This window comes from Alphaproteobacteria bacterium HT1-32, from assembly GCA_009649675.1.
GTDB lineage: Bacteria > Pseudomonadota > Alphaproteobacteria > Rhodospirillales > HT1-32 > HT1-32.
In genome coordinates, this window is record WJPL01000001.1 from 400,621 (window position 1) to 426,297 (window position 25,677).

Consider the following 25,677-nt stretch of genomic DNA (forward strand, 5'->3'; position numbering starts at 1 on the left):
CTTGCCAGATCATCTGACAGACTTGGGCCACACGAATGAGGTCCTGAAACGGGTTCAGGATGAGGAGTACGGGTATTAACTAGGCATTGCCGGGGGGAATGTCAGCTACCAACAGGTCGTTCCGGCAAAAGATGCTGCCATTCTTCAGGCAACGGCATTGCCGCTCCCCGAAGAATGGTCTCAAGGTTGAATCAGCCTCAGCCCTCGATGCAGTCTTCCAGCGTCCGCAGCCCCGGACGTTTTGCCTGAACCAGAACCGCCATATTGCCGGGCTTGTGCTCGTTCGCCATCATCTTGGTATGGGCACCGGGAATATCATCCCACCCAAAGACTTCCGACATACAGGGATCAATGCGACGCTCGATCATCAGGCGGTTAGCCTGTGCCGCCTGTTTCAGATTGGCAAAGTGACTGCCCTGAATGCGCTTCTGGCGCATCCAGACGAACCGGGCATCCATGGTCAGGTTGTAACCCGTGGTCCCGGCACAGAACACAACCATACCGCCGCGCTTTACCACGAAACAGGAAACCGGGAAGGTTGCCTCACCCGGATGTTCAAAGACAAAATCGACATCATTACCCTTGCCGGTAAATTCCCAGATCGCTTTCCCGAACTTGCGGCATTCCTTCATGTAATTGCCAAACGCGTCGCCATTCACCGGCGGCAACTGGCCCCAGCAATTGAAGTCCTTGCGGTTGATGACACCGGTTGCACCAAGTGAATGGACGAATTCCCGTTTGTTCTCTTCCGAAATGATGCCGATGGCATTGGCACCCGCCGTATTGATGAGCTGGATGGCCATGGAACCAAGACCACCAGAAGCCCCCCAGACCAGCACATTATGGCCCGGCCGCAGAATATGCGGACGATGGCCAAACAACATGCGATAGGCAGTGGCCAGCGTCAGCACATAGCAGCCGCTTTCTTCCCAGGTCAGATGTTTCGGGCGTGGCATACATTGCTGTGCCTGGACGCGGCAGAACTGGGCAAAGGAGCCATCCGGCGTCTCGTATCCCCAGATACGCTGGGTTGGCGAGAACATCGGGTCGCCACCATTACATTCCTCGTCATCGCCATCATCCTGATTGCAATGGACAACCACCTCATCACCAACCTTGAAGCGGGTAACCTTCGATCCCACTGCCCAGACAATGCCCGAGGCATCCGAGCCGGCGATATGATAGTCGGCTTTATGAACATCAAAGACAGAGATCGGCTCACCCAGCCCCGCCCAGACGCCGTTGTAGTTGACGCCCGCAGCCATCACCATGACCAGCACATCATGACTGTCGACAGTCGGTACATCGACAATCTCGTCCCGGAAGGATTTGTCGGGCGGACCATGCCGGTCGCGACGGATCGCCCAGGCATGCATCTGCTTCGGGACATGCCCAAGCGGCGGAATTTCGCCGATCTCATACAGGTCCTTTTTCTCACCGTGCGCGGTGAAATCGATGATTTCTGCTGTGTTTGTCATGGCTTAGTCCCTCGTCCTGTTCATCAAATCCGTTTCAGTAGACGGTTTTTCATTCTGGCAGTAAGCTGTTTAGCAAGTGCAGCATTTTACCGCAACGCAAAACGTAAGTTTATTCCAATAAATTTAATTATTGTGAATAAATATGTCTTTTGTTATGGGTTAAAAGTCACAAACAAACGTCACCGACGGAAACCGCCATGACTGACAGCGACACAACCTCAAAAATGCCGCAGCGCGACAAGCCGTGGATCTTCCGGACATACTCCGGACATTCCAGTGCGGCTGAAAGTAACAGGCTGTATCTCGGGAACCTCGCCAAAGGTCAGACTGGCCTGTCCATCGCCTTCGATCTGCCAACCCAGACCGGGTATGACAGTGATCATGCGTTATCGCGCGGTGAAGTCGGCAAGGTTGGCGTTCCGGTCAGCCATCTCGGCGATATGATGACGCTGCTGGACGGCATTCCGCTGGACCGCATGAACACATCGATGACCATCAATGCACCCGCAGCCTGGTTGCTGGCACTGTATATCGCGACCGGAGAGCGCACCGGGGTCGACCGTAAGCTGCTCAGCGGCACCACGCAGAACGACGTGATCAAGGAATATCTGTCGCGAGGCACCTATATTTTCCCGCCAGAGCCATCGATGAAGCTGACAACCGATGTGGTCGCCTTTACCTGTCGGGAAGTGCCGAAATGGAACCCTACCAACGTCTGCTCCTATCACCTGCAGGAAGCCGGTGCGACGCCGGAGCAGGAACTGTCCTTCGCCCTGGCCACCGCCATTGCGGTTCTGGAAGCGGCCCGCAGCCGGGATGACGTTCCGGCTGAGGATTTCCCAATGCTGGTCGGACGGATCAGCTTCTTCGTCAATGCGGGTATCCGCTTCGTGACGGAAATCTGCAAAATGCGGGCATTCACCGAACTCTGGGATGAAATCTGCCGCGACCGGTTTGGCATTGAAAACCCGAAGATGCGGCGGTTCCGCTATGGCGTACAGGTCAACTCACTCGGCCTGACCGAACAGCAGCCGGAAAATAATGTCTATCGCATTCTGCTGGAAATGCTGGCGGTCGTGCTGTCGAAGAACGCCCGTGCCCGCGCCGTGCAGTTGCCAGCCTGGAATGAAGCCCTTGGCCTGCCCCGGCCCTGGGACCAGCAATGGTCGCTTCGCCTGCAACAGATCGTTGCCCATGAAACAGACCTGCTGGAGTTCGGCGACATCTTCAGCGGCTCGTCGGAAATCGAACGCAAGGTCGAGGATCTGAAAAGCCTCGCCCGTGAGGAAATCGCCCGTATCGATGCCATGGGTGGTGCCCTCACAGCCATCGACAGCGGTTATATGAAACGCCATCTCGTCGATTCAAACCGTCGCCGGATCGCCGCCGTTGAAAGCGGTGAAATGACGGTCATCGGCGTCAACGCCTTCACCAACAGCGAACCCAGCCCGCTTGGCGGCGGCAACGAGGCCATCCAGACTGTCGATGATGCCGCAGAGCGGGAACAGATCGAACGGCTGAACGTCTGGCGGTCCGAACGGGACGGGAAGGCGGTCAAAGCTGCTCTTGATGCCCTCCGGTCAGCCGCAACCGAAGACCGCAACGTGATGGAAGCTTCCATCGCCTGCGCCCATGCCGGCGTGACCACCGGCGAATGGGGCGAATTGTTGCGCGGTGTCTATGGTGAATATCGTGCGCCAACCGGAATTGGCGGTCGCAATGATGACGCACAGGCAGAAGGACTGGCCCTGATTGCCCGCCGGGTCGATGCGCTTGCCGGCAAGCTGGGCCGTCGCCCGAAAATGCTGGTCGGGAAACCCGGCCTCGACGGTCATTCAAATGGCGCCGAACAGGTTGCGGTCCGTGCCCGGGATGCTGGCTTTGACGTTGTTTATGAGGGTATTCGCCTGACCCCGGCACAGATTGTGAACTCTGCCATTGAAGAGGCGGTTCATGTGGTCGGGCTGTCGATCCTTTCCGGTGGCCATATTGCCCTGGTCACGGATGTGATGGAGCGGCTTGAAAAACTAGGTGCCGGCGACATTCCGGTCATCGTCGGCGGCATTATTCCGCCGGAAGATGAAGCCGCTCTGCTTGAGGCCGGTGTTGCACGTGTCTATACGCCGAAGGATTTCGACATCACGGCAATCATGGCAGATATCGTGAATATGCTGGAAGCTGACGGCCGTCTGGCAGCCTGAGTCCGTCAGGGCGGATCAGCCGGGAATCATCACCGGAATTGAGTTGGCGTTTTTCCGGTAAGAATCATTACCGGATACCGGCTGCAGGGTTTCGACCAGATAACGTGTCACACCATCACGATACTGATCCAGAATCTGAGACCATGTAACATACAGGCCGCCACGCTTGTGGAACTGCATCACCTGATCGTTCTTGAGCAATTCCTCGAAGGTATCAGCCAGACTGGCGCTCTGCCCGACATAAACCCATGCCGGTTGCTCACCCCGGTGCCAGACAACGTAGACACCACCGATATTCTTCAGATCAGGTCCGTCCGAGCCAACCGTCAGCATACGATAATATCCGCGGGCAGACGCCTGCCATTCCGGATCAAATGGCTTTCGGACAGCCGAAAAATCCTCGTCGGCATTACCGCCGAACAGCGAAAACAAACCCATGCCGGCTCCCACACCGTAATTTTCCCAAGCGCGATCCAAAGATCACTAACTACTCTACTATATTTCGCCGGAATAACAAAACTGTAAGAAATATTTCGATGAAGTCTTGCCGAAGGGCCAGAGGATGATATCAGGGCCGCCCTCCGGCACTCGTTAACTTGATTTCAAAGCCTTCAGATTTACGCTAGAAGAAGATAAATATTAGCAGAATACGGACTGTGAATTGGCGATGTTTTCTTTCCTGAGCAAACGCAAGGACGCTAAGATCAAACAACTGATCGATGGCGCATCTTATGAGGATTTGCCGCCAGAGGTCATCGCCGACCTGGCTTCTCACATTATCATCACGACTGAGGACGCACCGGCCGGTCTGGTGATAGAGAAACGCCTTGGCATTGTTTGCGCTGAAATGCCTGTCGCCATGCATCTTCTGCGGCCTCTTCTGGAGCGTGCACGCCGCTTCCGGTCAGGCAGGACCCCGGCGGGACAGCGGATTCTGCGCGATGCCTGGACAGCCTGCGAGACCGAACTGAAGCGCGAGGCGCTGATTGTAAAGGCTGATGCTGTTATTGGCGTGACGGTTGACTGCAAACAATTGTCCGGGCTAGGCCGGCAGACATTTCTGGTCACCATGGCCGGCACAGCCATCAGTCTGCCCAAAGCAGAAGAAACAAAAGAAGAAGCACCAAAGCTTCAGCAGGAATCTCCGGCGGCACCGACAATCGTTGTCGCCGCTGGTGAATGAAGTCCGCCGGACAGACCATGTCATCCGATCCTGACAAATCTCACCCGGCCGCAATCGACGAGAACCACCCGGTTGGGGAAATGACTGAACGTCTGGCCATGATGGCGGAATCTCTGGAAGCTGCACGGAAAGATGCCGAGCGCTACAGAAGCCTGGCCAACAGCAACAGTGACTGGTTCTGGGAAATGGGTCCGGACCTGCGGTTCAGCTATGTATCCTCCGGGCTGAAAAGAACGCTTGGTATTGATCCGTCAGTAGTTATCGGCCGGTCGCGGGAGGATTTTTTTGATCATACCGATCAGGATGAAGTCCTGCGCAAGCATCTGACCGATCTCGAAGAACACCGGCCCATCAAGAATTTCATCTATCACATCTGTACAGAAGACGGTGTTGTCCACCATGTCTCCATATCCGGGGTGCCCGTCTTCAACGAACTTGGCGATTTTCTCGGCTACAAGGGTTCCGGCTCGGACCTGACAGACAAGATACGCGCCGATACCGAAGCCAATGCCTGGAAGCAGACCCTGTCAACAACACTGGAATCGCTCTCCACCGGGGTTGTGCTGTGGGACGATCAGGACAGACTGGTCATCTGCAATGAAGCCTATCGGGAACTGATTGACCCCGCCCGCGACATTGCGACCCCCGGAACACGTTTTGACACCATCCTGCGGGCGCTCGTCACCGCCGGCATCATGACCCTTGCAGGGCATCGGACTCTCGAAGAACTCAGCCAGAGACGTCAAGCCGAACGGCAGCGACTCCCTGTCGAAACCGAACTGAATTACTCCAACAACCGGTGGATCCTTGTATCCGAACGCCGGACAGCAAAAGGCTATATTGTCGCAACCTATACCGATATCTCCGATATCCGGAAACGGGAAGACGACCTGCGCGACCTGCTGTTACGCAACCGGCAACTGCTCACCGCAATCTCGGCAACATCATCCGGTGTTCTGATTCTCGATGCGACCCGCACACCACCCGCGATCATCTTTGCCAACAAGGCATTTCAGGAAATCACCGATTTCGAGGATGAGGATGTTGCCCTTCAGGGAATCGAAATCCTGTTTGGCCCCGAGACACGGCAGGAAAATATCGACCAGATCACCGATTCCCTGCTGAACCGGCGCGCACTCACCCTCGACATGCGGACCCACAGCAAGAACGGAAAGTCGTTCTGGGCCCAGATCAGCCTCAACCCGGTCTCATCCGAAAAAGGCGAGGTCACCGCTTTTGTCGCCCTGATCGAAGATGTTACCGACCGGGTTGCCGCACGACAGGCACTGGAGGAAAGTGAGCAGCGTTATGCGCTCGCCGTGGCAGGCGCGAATGACGGTATCTGGGACTGGAATATCCGCACCGGGAAAGCCTACTTCTCCGACCGGTGGCAGAAGATGCTTGGCTACAGCGAAGACGACATGGACGGCAGTCTGGATGCCTGGCTCGGACGGGTACATCCGGAGGATATCGACGATGTCCGCACCGCCATTGAACGACACACCCTCTCGGTCACCCCCCACTTTGCCAGCGAACACCGGGTCTGCAACAAGGAGGGGGATTATCGCTGGGTATCAGCCCGCGGCCTGATTGTTTTCGATGATGACGGCGAACCGAACCGGATGGCCGGCTCCTTCACAGAGATCACAGACCGTAAAACCTTTGAAAACCAGCTGTTTCACGATGCCTTTCACGACAACCTGACCGGCCTGCCGAACCGCGCCCTGTTTACCGACCGGCTGAACCACGCGATCCAGCGGTCAACCCGGAAACGGGCTGAACATTTTGCCGTCCTGTTCCTCGACTTTGACCGTTTCAAGATGATCAACGACACGCTGGGCCATCAGGTCGGCGACCGGATGCTGATGGAAATCTCCGGAAGACTGACGCTTTGCCTGCGTCCGACAGATACGGTTGCCCGTTTTGGCGGTGATGAATTCGCTGTTCTTATCGAGGACCTTCAGGACCACGAACAGGTGATTGTCGTCACCGAGCGGATCATCGAATCCATGCGCAAGCCCTTCAAGCTGGAGGGGCATGATATCGTCAGTTCCGCATCCATCGGCATCGCCATCGGCGACGGTTCCTACACCCGCTCGGAAGAAGTGCTGCGGGATGCCGACATTGCGATGTACGAAGCCAAACATGGCGGCAAGGACCAGTATATCGTTTTCAACAACGAGATGGGCGTTTCCGTCGTTCGTGCCCTGCAGATCGAAAACAACCTGCGACGGGCCATCGAACGCGACCAGCTGCGACTGGTCTACCAGCCGATTGTCGACCTGAAGACCGGCCATATTGCCAGCTTCGAGGCCTTGCTGCGCTGGCGCAGCCCGGACGGAGAGGAAATCTCACCGACCGAGTTTGTCCCCATCGCCGAAGACAGCGGTCTGATCCAGAATATCGGCCTTTGGGTACTTCGTGCAGCCTGCCGGCAGACCGTCGACTGGATGCGCAAATATCCGGATGTCCCGCCCATCGCGATGAGCGTCAACGTTGCCCCCCGCCAGCTTGGCCAGCCATCGCTGGTCAGCAATGTTGCCGCTGTACTGGCCGATACCGGAATGCCACCGGAACTGTTGCGACTGGAGATCACCGAAAGCGCGATCATGGAAAACCGGACCCTGATCACCGAACGGCTTGAACAGTTGAAGCAGCTTGGTGTGACGCTCTATGTCGACGACTTCGGCACCGGTTATTCCTCACTCGGGCATTTGCAGAGTTTTCCCATTGATGCGCTGAAGATCGACCGGACCTTCGTCTTCCGCATGGGACCAAACGGCGAGAATTCGGAGATTGTCAGGTCCGTAACGGCCCTGGCTGACTCCCTGTCCTTCAAGGTTGTGGCTGAAGGTGTCGAGACAACAACCCACCTGCGGCTGCTGTCACAACTGCACTGCCAGTACGGGCAGGGCTATCTGTTCTCCAAAGCAGTCGAAAAAGAAGACGCCGAGCGGCATTACAGTGAGCGCAAGAAGTACTTCAACCCCGGCGACTATACAGGCTGACAGAAAGCTGTCCGGACAGCCGGTTAATCCGCCACTTTCCGTGCCAGCAGATCCCGGCCAAGCCACAGACCCCAGACAATCCAGAGCAGTTCACGCGCCCGGCGCACCAGAGCTGCCGCCAGTCCGGCACTGGGAGAGCCGCTCAGGGAGCCGGCGATCAGCACGATTGCCCCTTCCTGCGCACCCAGGCTGAGCGGGATGAAGAAAGCCCCCGTCCTTACCAGCTGTGTCACGCCTTCAATAATCACAGCATCCGAAAAACTGACGGGAACACCAACCGCCCACATGGTGAGCCAGAGCTCAACCGTCCCGACAATCCAGTTAATCAGAGCCAGCAGCACAGCCAGCGCAAAACGACGGGGTGTCCGCGCATAAAAGGCCGTAAAGCGGCTTTCCAGCTCCCGGATATGACCGATCAGACCGGCCACCCGTTCTGCCAGCCGCCCGTTCCGGAAAAAACCGAGCAGCCAGGAGCTTACCCCCCTGCTCTGAACAACAAAGAAGCCGGCAACCCCTGTCAGCAGGGCTGCCAGGCCAATAGCAGAGGCCGTTTTGGCATTCTGCGGCAGCCGGTCATCCCCCATTGCCAGCGCCAGCGCCACAATCAGAAACAGGATAAGGCCTATCAGATTGATGGTCCGTGCCATCACCAGCGAAGCTGTTGCTTCTGACAGGCCAATGTCATACCGGCGTTTCAGCATCAGCACTTTCGCAGGCTCGCCGCCAAGCGACGCCATCGGCAAGGCAGAATTCAGGGCCTCACCAACCATCCGGACAGACCAGAGCCGCCACAGCCAGCGCAACTTCATGTCGATACTCGGCAGGGTCAGTTGCCACGACATCGTATCGATCAGAAAGGCGAGGAAATAGGCCGCCACGATTGCCAGCGCCAGAGAGGGCGCAATCTGTCGCAACTGTTCGCCAACTGCCGAGAGATCGACGGAAGAGCCAATCCAGACCAGCAAGCCAATCCCGACAAGCAGATATAACAGGCGCATCAGCATCCCGCCTGCCTCATGATATGGAAATGATATGACAAATCAGGCATCCCGCCCCTGACGCCAGCCCACGGTCAGCTGAAGCAGGGCCGGTGTGATCAGCAGGGTGGCAACGATGGTGACAGCCAGTGAAAGCGTCAGCAGCAGCCCCATACTTGCCGTCCCCGTATGCGGCGACAGCGACAATGCAGCAAATGATCCGACCGTTGTCGCGGCGCTGTAGACAATCGCCCGCATGGTCGAGACCTCATAAATATCTTCCAGCCGTCCCTCACGGGCCCGCATCACCATATGAATACCGAAATCAACGCTGAGACCAAACAGCAGCGGCAGCACGATGATGTTGGCAAAGTTCAGGGACAGACCGATTGCCCACATCAGACCGCCGGTAACAATGGCCCCTGTTATTGCGGGGATCGCCACGATGATTACATCCAGCAGGTTTCGCAGCATAAGCACCAGCAAAACCGCGACAGCCAGACTGGCATAGAGAATCGCCAGAACAAAAGCCTCAACAACAGCCTCGCCCGCAGCCCGGATAATCACCGGCGTTCCCGTGGCATGGGGCGCTACGTCAACCACCTCATCGACGAAATCCGCCCGCCGGGCATCATCGCTCATATCCGCATGGGGGATGACTTCCAGACGATACTGCCCGGCATCAGATATCCAGAACCGGGTCAGTCCTTGCGGGATATCGGATACTGCAAAGGCGCTGGCCCGAAGAGCGTCGAAAATCGCCTGTAGCCGGCCATCCAGCCCGGCCAGCAGCAAGAACTCGGCCCGGCGCAACAGATCCGGTTGTCCGGAAACGGACGAGACAGCAGCAACAAGCCGCTTCCCGGCCTCGCCAAAATCTTCCGGGGCAGTGCCAATCAGCGTCATAAGCCGCTCTGCCGCCTGTTGTCGCGCTGCGTCTGTCAGCGGTGTCGTTACGGTTGGCTGGACCGCCATTGGCCCGAGGAAAAATGACAGGTCCTGTACGATGAAAAGTTTTTCATCCTGATCATCCGGGTAGAGAGACCCTGCCGTCCGCACGTCCGCCACGGTTTCCAGTTTTTCCAGTCTGGCCGTCAGGTCAGCCAGCGCAGTCTCATCATCAGCAAGAATGTCGATGGCATAAGTCTGACGATCAGGGTCCGCCATAAGCTGGCGCGCAAGCTGTACACTCTGCGCAGACGGATCGCGCAAGTTCATCGGATCATGGTCAAACCGCAGTTGCGGAATAACCACCAGAGATGCCATCACGCAGACCGCTGCCAGAGCCAGAACATGGATCGGTTTGCGCACGGCAAAGGATGCCAGCGGCGCGACAAACAGCCCCCGGTCAGAAACGGAGCCTCTTCCTGTCCCCAGCAACATCAGCAATGCCGGTAACAGGCTCAGGCTCAGGATCAGGGCCACAAACATCCCCATGCCGGCAATCAGCCCCAGTTCTGCCACGCCGCGATAGTCTGTCGGGGTGAAGGAAAAGAACGCTACTGCCGAAGAAACCGCACAAAGCAACAAGGCGGCACCTGCATGCCCCGTTGCCCGGCGAAGGGCGTCTGCCCGGTCATTTGTCAACGCCGCCTCTTCCTGGGCCCGCAGGGTATAGTGCAGGGAAAAATCGACCCCCAGCCCGATAAACAAGACAGCGAAGGCCACGGAAATCAGATTGAACTGTCCGACAACCAGCGTCGCCAGACCGGCAGTCATGCACAAACCACAGACCAGCAGGACCAGTGTTGCCGCGACCGCCCTTGCTGTCCGGTATGCAATCAGCAGAAGGACCAGAACCAGTGTCATAGAAATCAGGCCAACAAGCCCCAGACCATCACGGACACTGCTCAGTTCTTCCTGCTCCAGTGCGGCACTGCCGGTTATCCCGACACGCACATTCATTGCCGGATCAAAGGCCAGTTGGGTCACCGCATCCCGGATACCCGAGATCGCATCACCGGATGGGGAAAGCGAACCGAAATCCAGCCGGGGACGGGCCAGAACCACCTCGCGTCCGCCATCTGTGATATCATCCCCACCGAGCAGGCTGACCCATGAAAGCGGCTTTGGCTGCCCGGCTGCGACACCTTCAAAGACAGCAGAAAGCCGGTCCAGCGACGGCCCCAGCGCTTCCCGTGCAGCGCTGTCGCCCTGTGTCACCGCCAGATCAACCACCGAGACCAGCCCGGCCAGATTGGGGCTGGCATGCAGTTTGGCGAGCAGTGGCTGGGCGGCTGCCAGATCGTCCGCAACCTTTTCGAGTTCCGGCGTTGTCAGATACAGCAGACCCTGTCGGCGCAGAAAGGGATCAGACTTCTCGTAGAATACCCATTCATACAGGTCCGTCTTCGCCGTCAGTCTGCCTGTCAGTTGCCGCGCGGCATCTTCCGCCGCGTCCGGGGTTGCTGCATCGACGACAATTACAAGATTCTCTGACAGAACGGGGAATGCCCTGGAGAAGGCAATCGCATCACGCCGGAATGACAATTCCGCCGACAGCATGTCCGTGTTGCTGGTATTGATCCGGACATGGCTGATCGTGAACCAGACGGAAACCACAGCCAGTGCAAGAGCCGTCAGGACGGTCAGGACCGGCCGGCGGACAGACAGCGCCGTTCCGGCTATCAGCAGGTCGACGAGGCGGGCGTAAAACTGATCAAATCTGGACAAGAAAAAGGCCTGAACTTATGAAATGGCTACATAGCCTTGGCACACCGGCTTGACAACGACCCAAGCCGGACTATTCCCTGCCAGATCATGTCAAATTTACCTTACGATCAGGCGATTGCCCGCGTGCTAGTAAAGCCGCTCATCAATACGCCCATTCATCCCAACCATATCACGATCTTTTCGTTTCTTGTGGGCGTTGCCGGCTCGCTGCTGATGCTCTCCGGCGAATACAGCGATATGGGATGGGGGGCGACCATATTCATCTTCGCCCGCTTCCTTGATCATTTCGATGGGGAACTCGCCCGGGCCAGCGGCAAGAAAACCCGCCTCGGCTATTATCTCGACTATTTCGTCGGCGGGTCACTGCACGCCATCTTTTTTGCCTGTATCGGTATCGGACTGCAATCAACCTGGCTGGGCGACTGGGCGCTGGCGCTGGGTGCCGCCGGTTTTGCGTCTTCGGTCATATCCATGTTTCTCAATCTGAAACTGGACGCCGCCATGGAACTGGAAGACGGTGCTACCGTCGGATATCCCGGCCTCTGGCGATTTGAACTGGAAGATGGCATCTATCTGATCGCACCGATTGCCTGGTTTGGCTGGCTCGACTGGTTTTTCATTGCTGTCGGCATTGGTTCACTCGCCTATCTGGTCTGGACCGCCTTCAGTCTGATTAATGTTATGGGCAAACGAAAACGAACGTGATGACAACGAACATATCTTCCGCTGATGATCTCGACCGGGTTCATGAAATCAGCTTTGATGCCGATGCACTCTGGTCCTATATCCTGACCCGTATCCGGGCGATTGCGGCCATTGACCGCACTCCCCTGCTGACCGGCTTCCCGGACTGGGCCCTGCTTCGCGCCTTCAGTGACATTGATCCGGGTGAAACCGGCCTGCTGGCGATCATTCAGGACAACCCGGAACAACAGACCGGCCTTTCCCTGAATGCCGCCACAATCAGTCATGTCTGGTTTACCGCCGGCACAGATGAACTGAATGCAGCCATCACTGCGTTCAGCCAGACCACAGGACACGGCCTGATCTTCCGGTCCGATGATCTTCAGCCTGCAGATCTGTCCGTCCGCCCCGCTTTTGCGTCTGTCTGGGAAGCGAAAGAAGGCGGCGTCATCGGCATTGCCGCAACACCCGCCCTCATGGCGAAAGCCACAAGTCTGCGACAAGCCTGCATCGCATCCGGGCTGCAGCCTGCCGTCATCCGGATAGGGCGGATGTTCCCGCACCCGGCAGATGAACTGGAGGGGCTGCTGGCCGGATATGATGCCCTTGCCATCCTGGACCAGCCCGGCGGCGCGCTGGCGCAGGGACTGACGGGCTGGCGACTGGCCTCTTCCCTGTCCCTGCCGACAACAATACTCTCCCCAAACCTCTCCGATGATGCCATGATCGAAGCCCTGTTCGCGACAGCGGTACGTGGCGGCCGCTTCGAGGACCCGAGATGAGAAAACACCGTATCAAGGCAGCACCGAATGCGTTCTGCCAGAATGACATTCTCCGGTCCGAACTGATCACCCGGTTTCCGGAAACAGTTTTCAATGACACGGGAACCCGTCTGGCCGGCCAGACCCTGATCGATTTTCTTCAGGACACGGATGGTGCCATCATCGGGCTGGAACAGATCGACAGTACAATCCTGAAAGCCTGTCCTGATTTGAAGATCATCGCCAAATTCGGCGTCGGCCTGAACAATATCGATCAGAACGCACTGGCCGATCACGGCGTGAAACTCGGCTGGAAGTCCGGTGTCAATCGCCGGTCTGTCTCTGAAATGACACTGGGCTTCATGCTGGGCCTGACCCATAACCTGTTCCGCTCTGACCGCCAGCTGCGCAGCGGTGTGTGGCTTCGCGATGGCGGTCGGCAACTTTCACAATGCACCGTGGGCATTGTCGGCTTCGGCCATATCGGACGGGATGTTGCTGCCCTGCTGAAACCGCTGGGCTGCCGGATACTGGTCAGTGAAATCCTGCCTGTTGCCGATGCCATCCGGACTGCCGGGTGCGAGCCGGTCACATTTGATGAACTGATCGCGAAAAGTGATATTGTCACGATCCACACACCACTGACCCGCAAGACAGAGGGCATGATGTGCAAACCCGTTTTCCGTGCCATGAAGGACAATGCGATCCTGATCAATACGGCCCGCGGTGAAATTGTTGTCGAAAAGGATCTGAAGCAGGCACTCCGGGAACGCTGGATCGGCGGCGCGGCGCTGGATGTCTACAATACCGAACCCGTTACCGACACAGAACTTCTGGCATTTGAGAACATGGCCTTCACACCGCATATCGGCGGTAATACCATCGAGGCCGTAACCGCGATGGGACAAAGCGCGATCTCGCATCTCCACGATTATTTCAGCGACTGATGCGGCCTCGCCACACCTGGCCTATTTCACGGGTTCTGGCGATCGCATTTTGCCTGCTGATCATTCTGTCGGTCGGCGGCATGACAGCTTTCAGCCTGAGCACCCTGCAACAGGCAACGCAGGACCAGATTTCCAAGCGGGCGTCTCAGGATATCGAGGCCACGGTTGAGCGTTTGCGCGACCAGTTACAGCCTGCCCGAAATCAGGTCGAACGCATCGCAAAACTGCTGTCGGACAAACGCCTCTATCCGGACGAAAAATCGCAACTGACCGACGTTCTGCAGGGTGCTCTGGTCGCAACGCCGCATATCAATGCGGTGCTGGTTGTCGAGCCGGATTTCCGGGCCCTGATTGCGTTACAGGAGCAACCGAGTGACGCCAGCGTGATCTTCAGCAATGAAGAGAACAATCCGGTTATCCGGCGGGCCATGACACAAGCCAGAACCTCTGACGAAGCCTTCTGGGGGACACCGATTTATGTCCCTGAAGTTGGCACACTGATCAACGTGGTAAAGGCCTTCAGGATCGACGGTGAATTTGCGGGTTTCGTGGCCTCCACCGTAAAGGTTACGGAGCTGTCTGCGCAGATGGCGAACAGAAGGTCCGAAATAACGACAGGCACCTTCATCCTGTGGAACAGTGACCGGATGCTTGCCCATGCAAAAATGACGGATCCGCATGGTTTTGGCATCAGCCAGGACAAACCACTGCCCCTTGTTGCAGATGTTGGAGACCCGGTTGTCACGGCTTTCGTCGGCAATCAGTTCATGGTGACTGATCTGTTCAGTCCTGAAACCTACCCCAATCTGAAAGTGATCGAGCTTCCCGGCAGGGACTGGCCCTATATCATTGCCTATCGGGATATTCAGGAATTTGGCCAGCCGGTCTGGACTGTCGGTGTTTATGTCAACGGCGAGGCCTTCAACGCTGAACGCTGGTTGCTGACAACTGTCGGACTGGCAGGCGGCGGTGTACTGATACTGGGCATCATTGCCGCATTATGGCTCGGGATGCGCATATCACGTCCCGTACAACTGCTGGCGGAAACCGCCGAGCAGATCGCCGTGCAGGATCCGGAACATATCGAACCGATGAGACCCAGCCGGATCCGCGAACTCGATCAGGCCAGCGATGCCTTCAACCGGATGATTGCCGGTCTGAAAGACCGGGCCTTTTTGCGGGCGACCTTTGGCAAGTATGTTCCGGAAAGTGTCGCCAGTCAGATTCTTGAAAACCGGACTTTCGTGCAGGAACCCCGGTTACGAAACGCAACGGTGATGTTTACCGACATCGCCGGTTTCACAACCTTGTGCGAAAATCTCACTCCGGCACAGACCATTGAGGTGCTGAACGATTATTTCTCTGCCGTTGTCGAGCCCATCGAAGCCAACGGAGGTGTGATCCAGCAGTATCAGGGCGATGCCATGCTGGCGACATTCAATATCCCGACGGATCGTCCGGGGCATGCAGATGATGCCGTGAAGGCCGCAATCCGGATTGAACAGATTCTGTCTGAACGGACATTCGGCCCCGGCATCCCCATCAAGACACGTATCGGTATCAATACCGGAGATATCGTTGGTGGCACCGTCGGTGCCGGCGGGCGGCTGGGCTATACCGTGCATGGCGACCCGGTGAATATTGCAGCCCGGCTGGAAGTCATGAACAAGGATCTCGGAACCCTGGTCCTGATTTCAGATGCCACCCGGCGCCAGATAACAATTCCCGTCGAATTCGAGATGATGGGTGAGCTCGGCATTCGCGGAAAACAGCATACCGTTACCGTTTATTCGATCTTAAAACATCAGCTGTCGCACCAGCAGGAAACTGCCGGCGACGACCAGTGAACCGGCAAGTATCAGGCGCAGGACGGACGGGTCCCGCCCGGTGATCAGTGCCGCGCCAAGGCGCAGCCCCGCAGCCATCGCAACCGCCAGAATGATCGTCACCGGCCAGATGATCCTGTCTTCTGACAGATGTGCCACAATGGCACTGCCGGATATCGGAATCTGAATGATCTGTGAGACCGCAACGATGGCCAGCGCTGGCTGACCGATCGCCACCAGCAACGGCACCATTGTCACCGGGCCGCCGGTACCGGACAGACCGGACACCACACCAACAATCAGCCCGATAAGCGTAAAGGCGGCGGCTCCCGGCTGCCATCCCCGGAACAGAGGCGCTGATTTGCGAAAACTGTTGAGACCGGTCACCACCATCAGCACCGCGATGCCGATCGCGACAATTTCGGGACGGATCGCAGCAACGGCAACTGACCCCGCCCAGGCGCCGGGCGCGGCTCCCAGCGAAAGCCAGCCCGCCATTCGCCAGTCCATCGCACCCTGCCGGGTATAAATGACCGTCCCCGCCAGCCCGACAAAAATGAAGGCGGCGATGCTGGTTGCAATGGCAACAATCACCGGAAAGCCCGCGACGGAAATCAGGTAGGGGGCCAGAACCACACCGCCAATGCCGGTTGCCCCGATCGCAATGCCGACAGCAACGGCAAAGGCCGCCAGCCAGACGTAATCCAACGCCGTCCATTCAATTCCTGTCATCGTACCCTTGCTGTCCAAGCTTTAATCGGCATATTCCCGGTACCCTGCGGTTCATTGCACCGCGCCCGCTGAGGAGCCGATCATCGTGATCCGACCATGACCATTCTGGTAACAGGCGCAACCGGATTTGTCGGTGCCGCTGTCGCGCGGGCGCTGATCGCCGACGGCAATGATCTGCGGCTGATTGCCCGCACCGGTTCCGACCGGCGAAATCTGGACGGGTTGCAGGCAGAAATTGTCGAAGCCGACCTCACCGATTCACGCAGCCTCAGGGCCGCGGTGAAAGGTTGTCAGGCGGTTTTCCACGTCGCTGCGGATTACCGGCTCTGGGCACCGGACCCGCGCCCCATGTTCACCGCCAATGTGGACGGCACGGTCAATTTGTTCCGGGCCAGCGCCGAAGCAGGCGTCGACCGCATGGTCTACACCTCCAGCGTCGCTGTTCTGGGCCTGCACAAATCGGCAGAGCCATCTGACGAAAATACGGCATCAACCCGCGCCGACATGATCGGCCCTTACAAGCAGTCAAAGTTTGATGCGGAAAAAGCAGTTGATGAACTGGTGGAACGGGACGGGATGAACATTGTCATCGTCAATCCATCAACCCCCATCGGCCCCCGGGATGTAAAGCCGACCCCGACCGGACGGATGATCGTCGAGGCGGCTGCCGGACGAATGCCGGCTTTTGTCGATACCGGCCTGAATATCGTGCATGTGGATGATGTTGCCGCCGGTCACCTGCTGGCCTGGAAAAACGGCCGCGCCGGACGACGCTATATTCTCGGCGGTGATAATCTCAGTCTTGCAGAAATTCTTGGCATCGTCGCACGGCAGCAGGGCCGGAAACCGCCAACGGTAAGCCTGCCGCATAACCTCATCCTGCCTTTCGCCTGGTGCGCCGAGCAGATTGCACGACTGACGGGTAAAGAACCCTTTGCAACCGTCGACGGCCTCAACATGGCTAAAAAGAAAATGTGGTTTACCAGTGCCAGAGCTGAAGCCGAACTGGGTTACACCCATCGCCCCGCCCCCGACGCGATCCATGATGCCATCATCTGGTTCCAGCAAAACGGATATCTGACATGAGCCATAATACCTATATCCATCGCGCCGTGCGCGGTCTGGTGCGCCCGCTGGTCAACACACCGGTGACCCCGAATCAGATCACCACACTTCGTCTGGCTGCGGGTATCGGGGCGACGGTCCTGTTCGCAACCGGCGAGACGGCAAACTGGACCTGGGGAGGCTGGTTATTCATCCTCTCCATGGTTCTCGACCGGGCTGATGGCGAACTGGCCCGCCAGTCCGGCAAGAAATCCCCGTTCGGACACAAATATGATCTGTTCAGCGATGCCTTCTGCAATGCCCTCGCTTTCATCGGCCTTGGGGTCGGTCTGCGGGCCGGGTCATACGGCGAATGGTCAATCGTCATGGGTACAGCCGCCGGGCTGGCCGTTGCCTTCATTTTCTGGCTCGTCACCCGGATGGAAGCCATCGAAGGCGAACGTGCAGGGGAAGTAACCGGCTTCAAGGGGATCGACCCGGATGACGGCATGTTTGCGGTGCCTGTCCTGATCCTTCTCGGGTTTCAGGACATCCTGCTGCTGCTGGCAGTTGTTGGCGCACCAACCTTCGCCCTGGTTCTCGCGCTCAAGTTCCGGCGTGCATTTCGCAAATAATTCGCAGAATGCAATTTGTCTGGTCAAAAGACTTTTGCATTTTGCGAGCGATTCTTTGATGCATATTTCACACTGTCGACAATAGACAAGAAAACCCAAATAAATTCATAAAATTCAACGACTTAAAATTTACGACTGAATTCTGTAATTCTGGCATGACACCTGCACTCACAAGAACAGATCGACGGCTGGTGCGCCTGCCCTACCCCTCTAGTGCTGGTCGTTGATCTCGGGATACGGCGTGACTAGTCGCTGACCGAGGTTGAGGCCTGGTGAATTCGTTCACCAGGCCTTTTCTTTACCAGCTTTCAGGGTGCCAGAGTCCGGCCCGGTGTCATCAGTCGAATTTGATCAGGCCCTGCAGGTCCGCCAGATTTTCCAGCACATGAAAACAGTCTTCAATCAGGTCTTCCGGCAGGTGGGCAATATCCGGAATCGCGACGACGGACAGGCCCGCCGCCACGGCAGAACGAACCCCGTTCGCAGAATCTTCGATTGCGAGACACCGCTCCGGCACACCGCCTATCCTGCTGACCGCCGTCAGATAGGGTTCCGGATGCGGTTTTGTTGAGCGTACATCTTCCTGTGTGACAATGGTTCTGAACGCACTGACCAGCCCATGTGGTGCAAGGTGACGGTCAATGGAGATCCGCCGTGACGAAGTTGCAATCGCCAGCGGCAAGCCTGCTGTGGCAAAGACTTCAATCAGGTCGCCCACACCCGGTTTCAATGGAACCCCGGCTTTCAGACGTTCCTCCACCGCTTCCCGGCTGACCCGGTCGAATTCGGCAGGGTCAAAATCAGGTCCGAAAAAAACCGCCGCTTTTTCGATCGCTGCCGGAAAGCTCAGACCGAGCAGGCTACGAAAAAACTCGGCATCAGAGCGCAGGCTGAGAGCCTCGGCAGCATCCATCCAGACCGCATGATAGATTCGTTCGGAATCCAGAATCGTGCCATCAAGGTCGAAGACAACACCGTCATAATCATCCAGGCGCATCAATCTGCTTTCCGGCTGCGAAGAGGATGCCGGGTGATAACCGCTGTCATCCCCTGCTTCAAGCAGCCACGGCCCCGCCACTGACCGCGCCCAGCAATAAAGCCAGTCCCATCAGCATCACCAGCACTGCTCCCGCCGCCCCCAGATACCGGCTCACCTTGCCGCCTCCGCCTTGCGGCAGCAGGCGAAACAGGCCGCGCTGTGCCGCAATCGCGCCCAGCCCGATCAGACCGATGGTAATGGCAACGCCAAGTCCCATGAACAGAGTTGCGACAACCCCCAGCAGAAACACCCCGTTCGCCAGTGTAAACAGCAGGACCAGAATGGCCCCGGTACAGGGACGCAACCCGGACGCAAGAGACAACCCGACGATATTGCCCCGGTCCGGCACGCCTTCAGTCGGCCCGTCCCCGCCATCTGTTCTGTCATGATGGTGGTGATGGTTGTGATCGTGGTGATGATGGTGGTGGTCCCCATGTTCATGGTCATGCCGGTGCCCGCAGGCATCGCGACCGCGCAGAATATTGACCAGCATGAACAATCCGACGGCGACAACGATGACATAACTGCCAATCTCGATCGTGGTTGCCATACCGATAACGTCGCGGGATGTCGCACCCAGCAGCCAGGACAGGCCGCCGACAATCAGGATCGCTGACAATGCCTGAACGAGGGCGATACCGGCAGCCAGCGCCAGCCCGCTCGACAATCGTCCGCGCCGGGTCAGGAAATAGGTGACGGTTACCATTTTGCCATGCCCCGGTCCGGCGGCATGGAATATCCCGTACAGGAACGAGAGAAAGATAACGCTGACAGCCCCGGCCAGCCCGACGCCCCCCTGCTGGCCTGAAACCGCCGTACGGAGTTCCCGGGAAAAGCGGTTCTGATAGGCCGCAATCTCACGCCCCAGCGTGACCAGCGGCCCCGGCAGCCAGCTTTCATCTTGTGTAACCGTTTCTGCGGATTTACCTGCACCCGGCCCGAAATAGCCCTGCGCATATGCCTGCTCACCCACCCCCGCAGCAAAAAGCAGGAACAGACTAACTGCCAGTGCAGCGAATTTGAGCCTTCCGGGGGAACAGCATGCCGGAATAGTAAGGTCGTTCCGGCGCATCCTGCAGGCTCGCGTTGCAGCTTTCCGGAACGACGGGACGATCCGCGACAAACTGGAAATCCACGTAATTTTCCGTGTCATAGACAAACAGGTCCCATTTGCTGGTTTGTGCCGCCGGCAGGTCGGCAAATGTCAGGGTAAACTGATAGGTAACAACCCCATCCTCCGCAACAGCGGTAAAGCTGCCGGCACCGGTCGGCTTGTGGTCGCGCCCGCCTGCCACCACAACCGTGAAATAATGTCCGCCCTCCAGCGCCTTGAAGGCGGTATCCCGCATGGCCGAGATTTCTGAGTCCGTCAGCTTCCCGTCCTTGTTCTGGTCAAAATCTTCCAGCAATGCCGACGACAGAAATTCATCCATCCGCCAGCGCATCACCAGTTCCAGTGGCTTGCCCGGCGCACTTGCCATCTCTGCCGCAACATCTATCCAGACATGTGGATGGGCCGCCACCGGCACAGAAAATCCGGCCAGATAAAACACTGAAACAAGAATGAAACGCATGAAGCTCATGCCCGGATCGTAATCTCAAACAGAGCGGTCTTCCAGTCCCCACTCGCTTTATCCGAGACAGGATGCAAATGCTTTTGCCAGCCCCGTCATCAATGCCGGATAAAGTCCCGGACCCGGTGTCAGGTCCGCGCCAAGCGGATCGAGAACCCCGACACGAATTTCGTTACCTTCTGCCAGACGACGAACCAGCCGCGGTTCAAACTGCGGTTCTGCAAACAGGCAGACCGCACCACGTGCCTTGATCAGGCCAGCAATTTCCAGAACTTGTGCCACCCCGGGTGTGCTCTCAGGATCCAGTGTCACGGCACCGACCGGTGTAAGGCCGAAATGATCTTCAAAATACCGGTAGGCATCGTGGAAGACGACATACTTTCGATCAGCCACCGGTTTCAGGACAGCCTGAAGACTGGCTTCCAGCGCCTCCAGTTCTGTTACAAAATTCCGGGCATTCCGGCGATAGGTATCGGCATTTCTCTGGTCCAGTTCAGACAGATGCTCCGCTACCTGCAAGGCAATGGCCTCCGCATTATGCGGATCAAGCCAGATATGCGGGTCAGTATTTCCATGATTGTGCCCGGCATGCGCGCCAGCTTTCTCATGATCGTCATGCTTTTTCGCATGATCATGATCCTGTTCTTTGGCATGTCCATGGGCGTCCTTTTCAGAATGCTCGTGTTCATGATGGTCTTCGGCCTCCCAGACCCCGCCTTCCCTGCGGGCAACAACCGTCACGCCAGCCAGTTCCATCGCCTCGACGATACGGGTGCCGGAACCGATATTTTCCAGCGTATGTTCAAGAAACCGTTCCAGTCCGGGACCGGTATAAACCACCATACCAGCATCCTGCAGCAACCGGGCCTGTGACGGCTTCAGGCTGAAGGCATGTGGTGATGCGCCACCCGAGAGCAGCAGATCAGGCTCCCCGACATCCTGCATCACCCGGGCGACAATACTGTGCAGCGGCGGGATAGAGACCACGACCCGGGGGGCTGGCACCTGCGCAAATGCCGGCGACAGAAAAAAGAAACTCAGCAGTAGTGAGGGGAGAAAGAGACGTTGCATTGGTCATTCGCTCGAATCGTTATGTTATAACATAACAGATAAATCAAAATGCTTCCGGCGTGAAGCGATTTCTGATGCAACTTTTTCAATCGAAGTAGCGTGCCGGGGTCTGTCCAAGGCTGCGGCGAAACATGGCAACAAAGGCGGACGGGCTTTCATAGCCGACATCGAAGGCTACCTGGGTAACAGGCACCCCCTCTGCAAGCGCAGACAACGCAGCCAGTAAGCGTGCCTGCCGCCGCCACTCTGCGAAAGTCATCCCCGTCTCTGCCACAAACAGCCGGGCCAGTGTCCGTTCACTTGCTCCGGCTGTCTCCGCCCATTCCGAAAGCCCCCGGGGGTCAGAGGGTTCGGCCCGCAAGGCATCTGTCATCAGGCGCAGCCGTCTGTCCGCCGGTTCCGGCAGATGCAGCGGAGCCGTGGCAAGGGCCTTCATCTCATCGAGTATAAGGGCCTGAATACGTTCTTCACGGCCACCCGGTGCAAAATGCGCCGGCAAATCAATCGCTGCCAGAATCAGGGCCCGCAACAACGGGGTGACTTTCACTACCGCCGGTTCATCCGGCATCCAGAGAGCCGCTTCCGGGCGAATATAAAGTGAATGCAAAGACAGTTCAGCGCGCACCATCGTCTCATGGTCCGTATGCACCGGCACCCAGACAGCACGCTGTGGCGGGGCGACCCAGACCCCCTTTTCCGACATAACCGTCATCACACCGGAAGCCGCATAAAGCAGCTGTGCCGTCGGGTGACTGTGCGGTGGCAATCTGTGGCCGGAAGAATAGACACGTGCCCGGGCATAAAGCGGTCCGTCCCAGTCACGGACGGGCGGATCGATGGTTGGGCCGGGGTTTTGTCTGTTTAACGACATAATATGTCATTCTGTCTTGAGACAGCTAGGCAGGCAAGCTGCTATTCAGAACATCGCGTTTACTACACACCACCAGCGGAGCTCCGGCAATCCCATGCGCAAACATTTCATGTTCCTCAATATCGGCCATTTCCTCGATCACATGTTCATTCTGATCTATCCGACGGTCGTGCTCGCCTTGCAGGATGAATGGTCTTTTGCCTATGACGATCTGCTGATTTACGGCTCTCTCGGTGTTTTTGCCTTTGGCGCGGCCTCCATTCCAATGGGCTGGCTGGGCGACCGGTGGAGCCGTCACGGCATGATGTCGGTCTTCTTCATCGGGATTGGTCTTTCTGCCATCGGGGCCGGATTTGCCACCACGCCATTCCAGATCGGCATGGGAATGCTGGCGATCGGCATCTTTGCCGCGATCTATCATCCCGTCGGTATTGCGATGGTTTTCTCCGGTGCCGAGAATGCCGGGCGTGACCTTGCGGTCAACGGTGTCTGGGGCAATCTCGGACTGGCGGCGGCTGCCGTAACAGCCGCGACCATCACCGAACTGATCGGCTGGAAATATGCTTTCTTTATCCCCGGAGCAATCTCGGTTCTGATCGGCGTTGCCTATGCCATGACTTATGGACAGCAGGGCGACCCGGTGATCGCCAAACGCAAGTCAGCCGCTGTTGCGCTGACGAATCAGGGCCTGATGGCCCGCATCTTCTTCGCCATGGCAATGGCTGCCACCCTGGGCGGTCTGGTATTCCATGCCACATCGACAGCCCTGCCAAAAATCATCGAGCAGGGGGCAAGCGGCGTTGTCGGCCGGTTGTCAGAAATCGGCCTGTTTGCCATGCTGATCTTCGCTGTGGCCTCCATCGCCCAGCTGATTATCGGCAATCTGATCGAAAAATTCGAGGCGCGCTGGATCCTTGCCTGTGTCACCGGCACCCAGGCGCTGTTCCTGTTTCTGGCCCCGGCCGGGTCTGACTATATTCTGATGATCCTGCTGTTCGGCATGATGTTTGCCGTATTCGGCCAGATTCCGGTCAATGACTGGCTTGTTGGCCATTATTCCGCAAACGAATGGCGGGCGCGGTTCTATGCCCTGAAATACACACTCGGCCTGACAGTTGCCGCACTGGCCTACTGGCTGGTTGCCACGCTGCATGCGCGGTTCGGCGGCTTTGATGAACTCTATATGCTGCTCGGCGGACTGATGACCCTCGTTGCCTTTTCATCCATGCTGTTACCGGACAGCAAGACCGAAGCTGAGGCCGCCGCGCCACAACCCGCAGAATAAACGTCATCGCGAATGCAATAAAGCAGGTGCACGGCCAGCCGCGACCGTTACAATAGCCATAAGTGGGGAGAACTATGGCTGAGCGGCTTCGCAAGAATGACGTTATCCTTGGGCTATAAAGGACTGATGCAGGTTGACAGGGGACAGCTGTGACAGCGGCGTCTCTGCTAACCCTGTCTCAGGTCACCAAACGGTTCCCCGGCTGTATTGCCAACGACCATGTTGATCTCGACGTCAAAGCAGGAGAAATCCACGCTTTGCTGGGTGAAAACGGGGCGGGTAAGTCCACCCTGATGAAGATCGTCTATGGCGTGCTGAAGCCGGACGAGGGAGAAATTCTCTGGGAAGGCCAGCCGGTCCAGATTGAATCACCCGCCGCCGCCCGCAAGCTTGGGATCGGTATGGTATTCCAGCACTTCTCCCTGTTCGATTCCCTGACGGTTGCCGAAAACATTGCCCTTGGGCTGGACAGCAATCCGCCGATCAACCGGCTGGCGGAAGAAATCCGGTCCATCGCCAGCCGTTATAGTCTGGCCATTGATCCGGACCGGCATGTCCATTCCCTGTCGGTTGGTGAACGACAGCGGGTCGAAATTGTCCGTTGCCTGTTGCAGGACCCCAAACTGCTGATCATGGACGAGCCAACCTCGGTGCTGACACCGCAGGAAGCTGACGGCCTGTTCGAGACCCTGCGCGAACTGGTCACTCAGGGATGTTCCGTCCTCTATATCAGCCACAAACTCGAAGAAATCCGGGCACTCTGCCATCGTGCCACCATTCTGCGTGGTGGCAAAGTTGTCGGCTTTGCCGATCCCAAGGCATCGACAGCCCGCGAACTTGCCGCCCTGATGATTGGCAGCGAAGTCGGTGCATCCCGGCGGGGAGCCGCCGGTAATGCCGGTGAACCGGTACTGGAGATGACCGGACTGTCATTCCCCAGCGACCGGCCCTTCGGCGTCGATCTGCATGACCTTTCCCTGACTGTCCGCGCTGGTGAAATTGTCGGGGTTGCCGGGGTTGCCGGTAACGGACAGGCCGAATTTCTGGAAATCCTGAATGGCGAAGCGCTTTGCCTGACAGCCGATGCCATTCGTATCGGCGGTGTCGGTGTCGGCTGGACCGGCCCTCGCCAGCGGCGATTGCTGGGCATGGGGTTTGTACCGGAAGAGCGCCTTGGACAGGGCGCCGTGCCGGAAATGTCATTATCAGAGAATGCCCTGCTGAGCAGTTATCAGCAGCAGGGCATGGTCTCCAGCGGCATGATCAGCCTCGGCAAAGCCGTCAGCTTTGCCCGCGACATCATCACGACCTATTCCGTCCGGGCACGCGGCGACATGGCGGAGGCACGCAGTCTGTCCGGCGGCAACCTGCAGAAATTCATCATGGGTCGTGAAATCATGCAGGATCCGAAACTGCTGATCGTCGCCGCACCGACCTGGGGGGTTGATGCCGGTGCCGCCACGGCCATCCGGCAGGCCATGATCGATCTGCGAGGCCGGGGAGCGGCCATTCTGGTGATCTCACAGGATCTGGATGAGCTGTTTGAAATTACCGACCGGATCGCCGTCATACATCACGGGCGGCTCAGCGATGCCCGCCCCACCGCTGAGACCACGATTGAGGAAATCGGACTGCTGATGGGTGGTGCCGACGCCACAACGGAGGCTGCAGATGTTGCTTAAGCTGGA

The 25,677-nt window shown here is 57.6% G+C and carries 21 protein-coding genes; 11 read left to right on the forward strand and 10 right to left on the reverse strand.

Annotated elements, in window-relative coordinates; translation table 11 throughout:
- Positions 1-197 precede the first annotated feature (197 nt).
- Positions 198-1,478 carry a crotonyl-CoA carboxylase/reductase gene (gene ccrA / locus GH722_01850; GenBank protein ID MRG70498.1) on the reverse strand — a complete coding sequence of 427 codons (1,281 nt, stop codon included), beginning with the start codon at positions 1,476-1,478 and terminating at the stop codon, positions 198-200.
- 197 nt (positions 1,479-1,675) lie between these two features.
- Here ccrA and GH722_01855 point away from each other — a divergent pair, with 197 nt between their 5' ends.
- A complete protein-coding gene (locus tag GH722_01855) occupies positions 1,676-3,679 on the forward strand; it encodes a protein meaA (protein ID MRG70499.1) in 2,004 nt (667 codons plus the stop codon).
- A 15-nt stretch (positions 3,680-3,694) separates the two neighbouring features.
- Here the strand turns inward: GH722_01855 and GH722_01860 are convergent, their stop codons facing one another.
- Positions 3,695-4,117: a hypothetical protein gene (locus GH722_01860; GenBank protein MRG70500.1), complete on the reverse strand. Its 423-nt coding sequence runs from the start codon at positions 4,115-4,117 to the stop codon at positions 3,695-3,697.
- 223 nt (positions 4,118-4,340) lie between these two features.
- On the opposite strand from GH722_01860, the gene GH722_01865 reads away from it, so the two are divergent.
- Positions 4,341-4,862, forward strand: coding sequence for a heavy metal-binding domain-containing protein (locus tag GH722_01865; GenBank protein ID MRG70501.1), 522 nt, complete (start codon positions 4,341-4,343; stop codon positions 4,860-4,862).
- Entirely contained in the window at positions 4,859-7,870 is a 3,012-nt protein-coding gene (locus GH722_01870; GenBank protein MRG70502.1) for an EAL domain-containing protein, read from the forward strand. The genes GH722_01865 and GH722_01870 overlap by 4 nt, the downstream gene beginning before the upstream one ends.
- A 23-nt stretch (positions 7,871-7,893) precedes the next feature.
- On the opposite strand, the gene GH722_01875 is transcribed toward GH722_01870, so the two are convergent.
- Both GH722_01875 and GH722_01880 read right to left on the reverse strand, forming a co-directional pair.
- Positions 7,894-8,874 (reverse strand): flippase-like domain-containing protein, encoded by a 981-nt coding sequence (locus tag GH722_01875; protein MRG70503.1) that lies wholly within the window; start codon positions 8,872-8,874, stop codon positions 7,894-7,896.
- A 36-nt stretch (positions 8,875-8,910) separates the two neighbouring features.
- Positions 8,911-11,520 carry an MMPL family transporter gene (locus tag GH722_01880; protein MRG70504.1) on the reverse strand — a complete coding sequence of 870 codons (2,610 nt, stop codon included), beginning with the start codon at positions 11,518-11,520 and terminating at the stop codon, positions 8,911-8,913.
- Positions 11,521-11,607: 87 nt separating this feature from the next.
- Between GH722_01880 and GH722_01885 the strand changes: the two genes are divergently transcribed.
- The 4 genes from GH722_01885 to GH722_01900 are packed head-to-tail and all read left to right on the forward strand — an operon-like array spanning position 11,608 to position 15,759.
- Positions 11,608-12,225, forward strand: a complete 618-nt coding sequence (locus GH722_01885; GenBank protein ID MRG70505.1) for a hypothetical protein — start codon at positions 11,608-11,610, stop codon at positions 12,223-12,225.
- A complete protein-coding gene (locus tag GH722_01890; GenBank protein ID MRG70506.1) occupies positions 12,225-12,986 on the forward strand; it encodes a hypothetical protein in 762 nt (253 codons plus the stop codon). The genes GH722_01885 and GH722_01890 overlap by 1 nt, the downstream gene beginning before the upstream one ends.
- Positions 12,983-13,912, forward strand: a complete 930-nt coding sequence (locus tag GH722_01895; GenBank protein ID MRG70507.1) for a hydroxyacid dehydrogenase — start codon at positions 12,983-12,985, stop codon at positions 13,910-13,912. The genes GH722_01890 and GH722_01895 overlap by 4 nt, the downstream gene beginning before the upstream one ends.
- Positions 13,912-15,759 carry a HAMP domain-containing protein gene (locus tag GH722_01900; GenBank protein ID MRG70508.1) on the forward strand — a complete coding sequence of 616 codons (1,848 nt, stop codon included), beginning with the start codon at positions 13,912-13,914 and terminating at the stop codon, positions 15,757-15,759. Before GH722_01895 ends, GH722_01900 begins: the two co-directional genes overlap by 1 nt.
- Here GH722_01900 and GH722_01905 read toward each other — a convergent pair.
- Complete coding sequence (locus GH722_01905) at positions 15,709-16,470, reverse strand: TSUP family transporter (GenBank protein MRG70509.1); 762 nt, start codon at positions 16,468-16,470, stop codon at positions 15,709-15,711. The two genes, GH722_01900 and GH722_01905, sit on opposite strands and share 51 nt — an antisense overlap.
- 96 nt (positions 16,471-16,566) lie before the next feature.
- On the opposite strand from GH722_01905, the gene GH722_01910 reads away from it, so the two are divergent.
- On the forward strand, positions 16,567-17,556 hold the full coding sequence (locus GH722_01910) for an NAD-dependent epimerase/dehydratase family protein (protein ID MRG70510.1): 990 nt from the start codon (positions 16,567-16,569) through the stop codon (positions 17,554-17,556).
- Complete coding sequence (locus GH722_01915) at positions 17,553-18,149, forward strand: CDP-alcohol phosphatidyltransferase family protein (protein MRG70511.1); 597 nt, start codon at positions 17,553-17,555, stop codon at positions 18,147-18,149. The genes GH722_01910 and GH722_01915 overlap by 4 nt, the downstream gene beginning before the upstream one ends.
- A gap of 337 nt (positions 18,150-18,486) precedes the next feature.
- On the opposite strand, the gene GH722_01920 is transcribed toward GH722_01915, so the two are convergent.
- The 5 genes from GH722_01920 to GH722_01940 all read right to left on the reverse strand — a co-directional run bounded on the left by GH722_01920 (position 18,487) and on the right by GH722_01940 (position 22,704).
- Positions 18,487-19,146 carry an HAD-IA family hydrolase gene (locus GH722_01920; protein ID MRG70512.1) on the reverse strand — a complete coding sequence of 220 codons (660 nt, stop codon included), beginning with the start codon at positions 19,144-19,146 and terminating at the stop codon, positions 18,487-18,489.
- Between the two features lie 58 nt (positions 19,147-19,204).
- The gene (locus tag GH722_01925; GenBank protein ID MRG70513.1) at positions 19,205-20,341 is read right to left on the reverse strand and encodes a hypothetical protein; all 1,137 of its coding nucleotides are present in this window, start codon (positions 20,339-20,341) and stop codon (positions 19,205-19,207) included.
- Entirely contained in the window at positions 20,187-20,771 is a 585-nt protein-coding gene (locus GH722_01930; GenBank protein MRG70514.1) for a DUF1007 family protein, read from the reverse strand. Before GH722_01930 ends, GH722_01925 begins: the two co-directional genes overlap by 155 nt.
- 48 nt (positions 20,772-20,819) lie before the next feature.
- A complete protein-coding gene (locus GH722_01935) occupies positions 20,820-21,833 on the reverse strand; it encodes a zinc ABC transporter substrate-binding protein (protein ID MRG70515.1) in 1,014 nt (337 codons plus the stop codon).
- Between the two features lie 85 nt (positions 21,834-21,918).
- Complete coding sequence (locus GH722_01940; GenBank protein ID MRG70516.1) at positions 21,919-22,704, reverse strand: helix-turn-helix domain-containing protein; 786 nt, start codon at positions 22,702-22,704, stop codon at positions 21,919-21,921.
- On the opposite strand from GH722_01940, the gene GH722_01945 reads away from it, so the two are divergent.
- The gene (locus tag GH722_01945) at positions 22,670-23,989 is read left to right on the forward strand and encodes an MFS transporter (GenBank protein ID MRG70517.1); all 1,320 of its coding nucleotides are present in this window, start codon (positions 22,670-22,672) and stop codon (positions 23,987-23,989) included. The genes GH722_01940 and GH722_01945 overlap by 35 nt on opposite strands.
- Before the next feature lie 149 nt (positions 23,990-24,138).
- The gene (locus GH722_01950) at positions 24,139-25,671 is read left to right on the forward strand and encodes an ATP-binding cassette domain-containing protein (GenBank protein MRG70518.1); all 1,533 of its coding nucleotides are present in this window, start codon (positions 24,139-24,141) and stop codon (positions 25,669-25,671) included.
- Positions 25,672-25,677: the final 6 nt, after the last annotated feature.

Coding starts and splice junctions, on each gene's coding strand:
- GH722_01870 (MRG70502.1), top strand. CDS start 4,859: ATGAAGTCCGCCGGACAGACCATGTCATCCGATCCTGACAAATCTCAC.
- GH722_01915 (MRG70511.1), top strand. CDS start 17,553: ATGAGCCATAATACCTATATCCATCGCGCCGTGCGCGGTCTGGTGCGC.
- GH722_01930 (MRG70514.1), bottom strand. CDS start 20,771: ATGAGCTTCATGCGTTTCATTCTTGTTTCAGTGTTTTATCTGGCCGGA.
- GH722_01885 (MRG70505.1), top strand. CDS start 11,608: ATGTCAAATTTACCTTACGATCAGGCGATTGCCCGCGTGCTAGTAAAG.
- GH722_01910 (MRG70510.1), top strand. CDS start 16,567: ATGACCATTCTGGTAACAGGCGCAACCGGATTTGTCGGTGCCGCTGTC.
- GH722_01855 (MRG70499.1), top strand. CDS start 1,676: ATGACTGACAGCGACACAACCTCAAAAATGCCGCAGCGCGACAAGCCG.
- GH722_01900 (MRG70508.1), top strand. CDS start 13,912: ATGCGGCCTCGCCACACCTGGCCTATTTCACGGGTTCTGGCGATCGCA.
- GH722_01905 (MRG70509.1), bottom strand. CDS start 16,470: ATGACAGGAATTGAATGGACGGCGTTGGATTACGTCTGGCTGGCGGCC.
- GH722_01945 (MRG70517.1), top strand. CDS start 22,670: ATGGTTGGGCCGGGGTTTTGTCTGTTTAACGACATAATATGTCATTCT.
- GH722_01895 (MRG70507.1), top strand. CDS start 12,983: ATGAGAAAACACCGTATCAAGGCAGCACCGAATGCGTTCTGCCAGAAT.
- GH722_01935 (MRG70515.1), bottom strand. CDS start 21,833: ATGCAACGTCTCTTTCTCCCCTCACTACTGCTGAGTTTCTTTTTTCTG.
- GH722_01940 (MRG70516.1), bottom strand. CDS start 22,704: ATGTCGTTAAACAGACAAAACCCCGGCCCAACCATCGATCCGCCCGTC.
- ccrA (MRG70498.1), bottom strand. CDS start 1,478: ATGACAAACACAGCAGAAATCATCGATTTCACCGCGCACGGTGAGAAA.
- GH722_01920 (MRG70512.1), bottom strand. CDS start 19,146: ATGCGCCTGGATGATTATGACGGTGTTGTCTTCGACCTTGATGGCACG.
- GH722_01890 (MRG70506.1), top strand. CDS start 12,225: ATGACAACGAACATATCTTCCGCTGATGATCTCGACCGGGTTCATGAA.
- GH722_01925 (MRG70513.1), bottom strand. CDS start 20,341: ATGACACGGAAAATTACGTGGATTTCCAGTTTGTCGCGGATCGTCCCG.
- GH722_01860 (MRG70500.1), bottom strand. CDS start 4,117: ATGGGTTTGTTTTCGCTGTTCGGCGGTAATGCCGACGAGGATTTTTCG.
- GH722_01875 (MRG70503.1), bottom strand. CDS start 8,874: ATGCTGATGCGCCTGTTATATCTGCTTGTCGGGATTGGCTTGCTGGTC.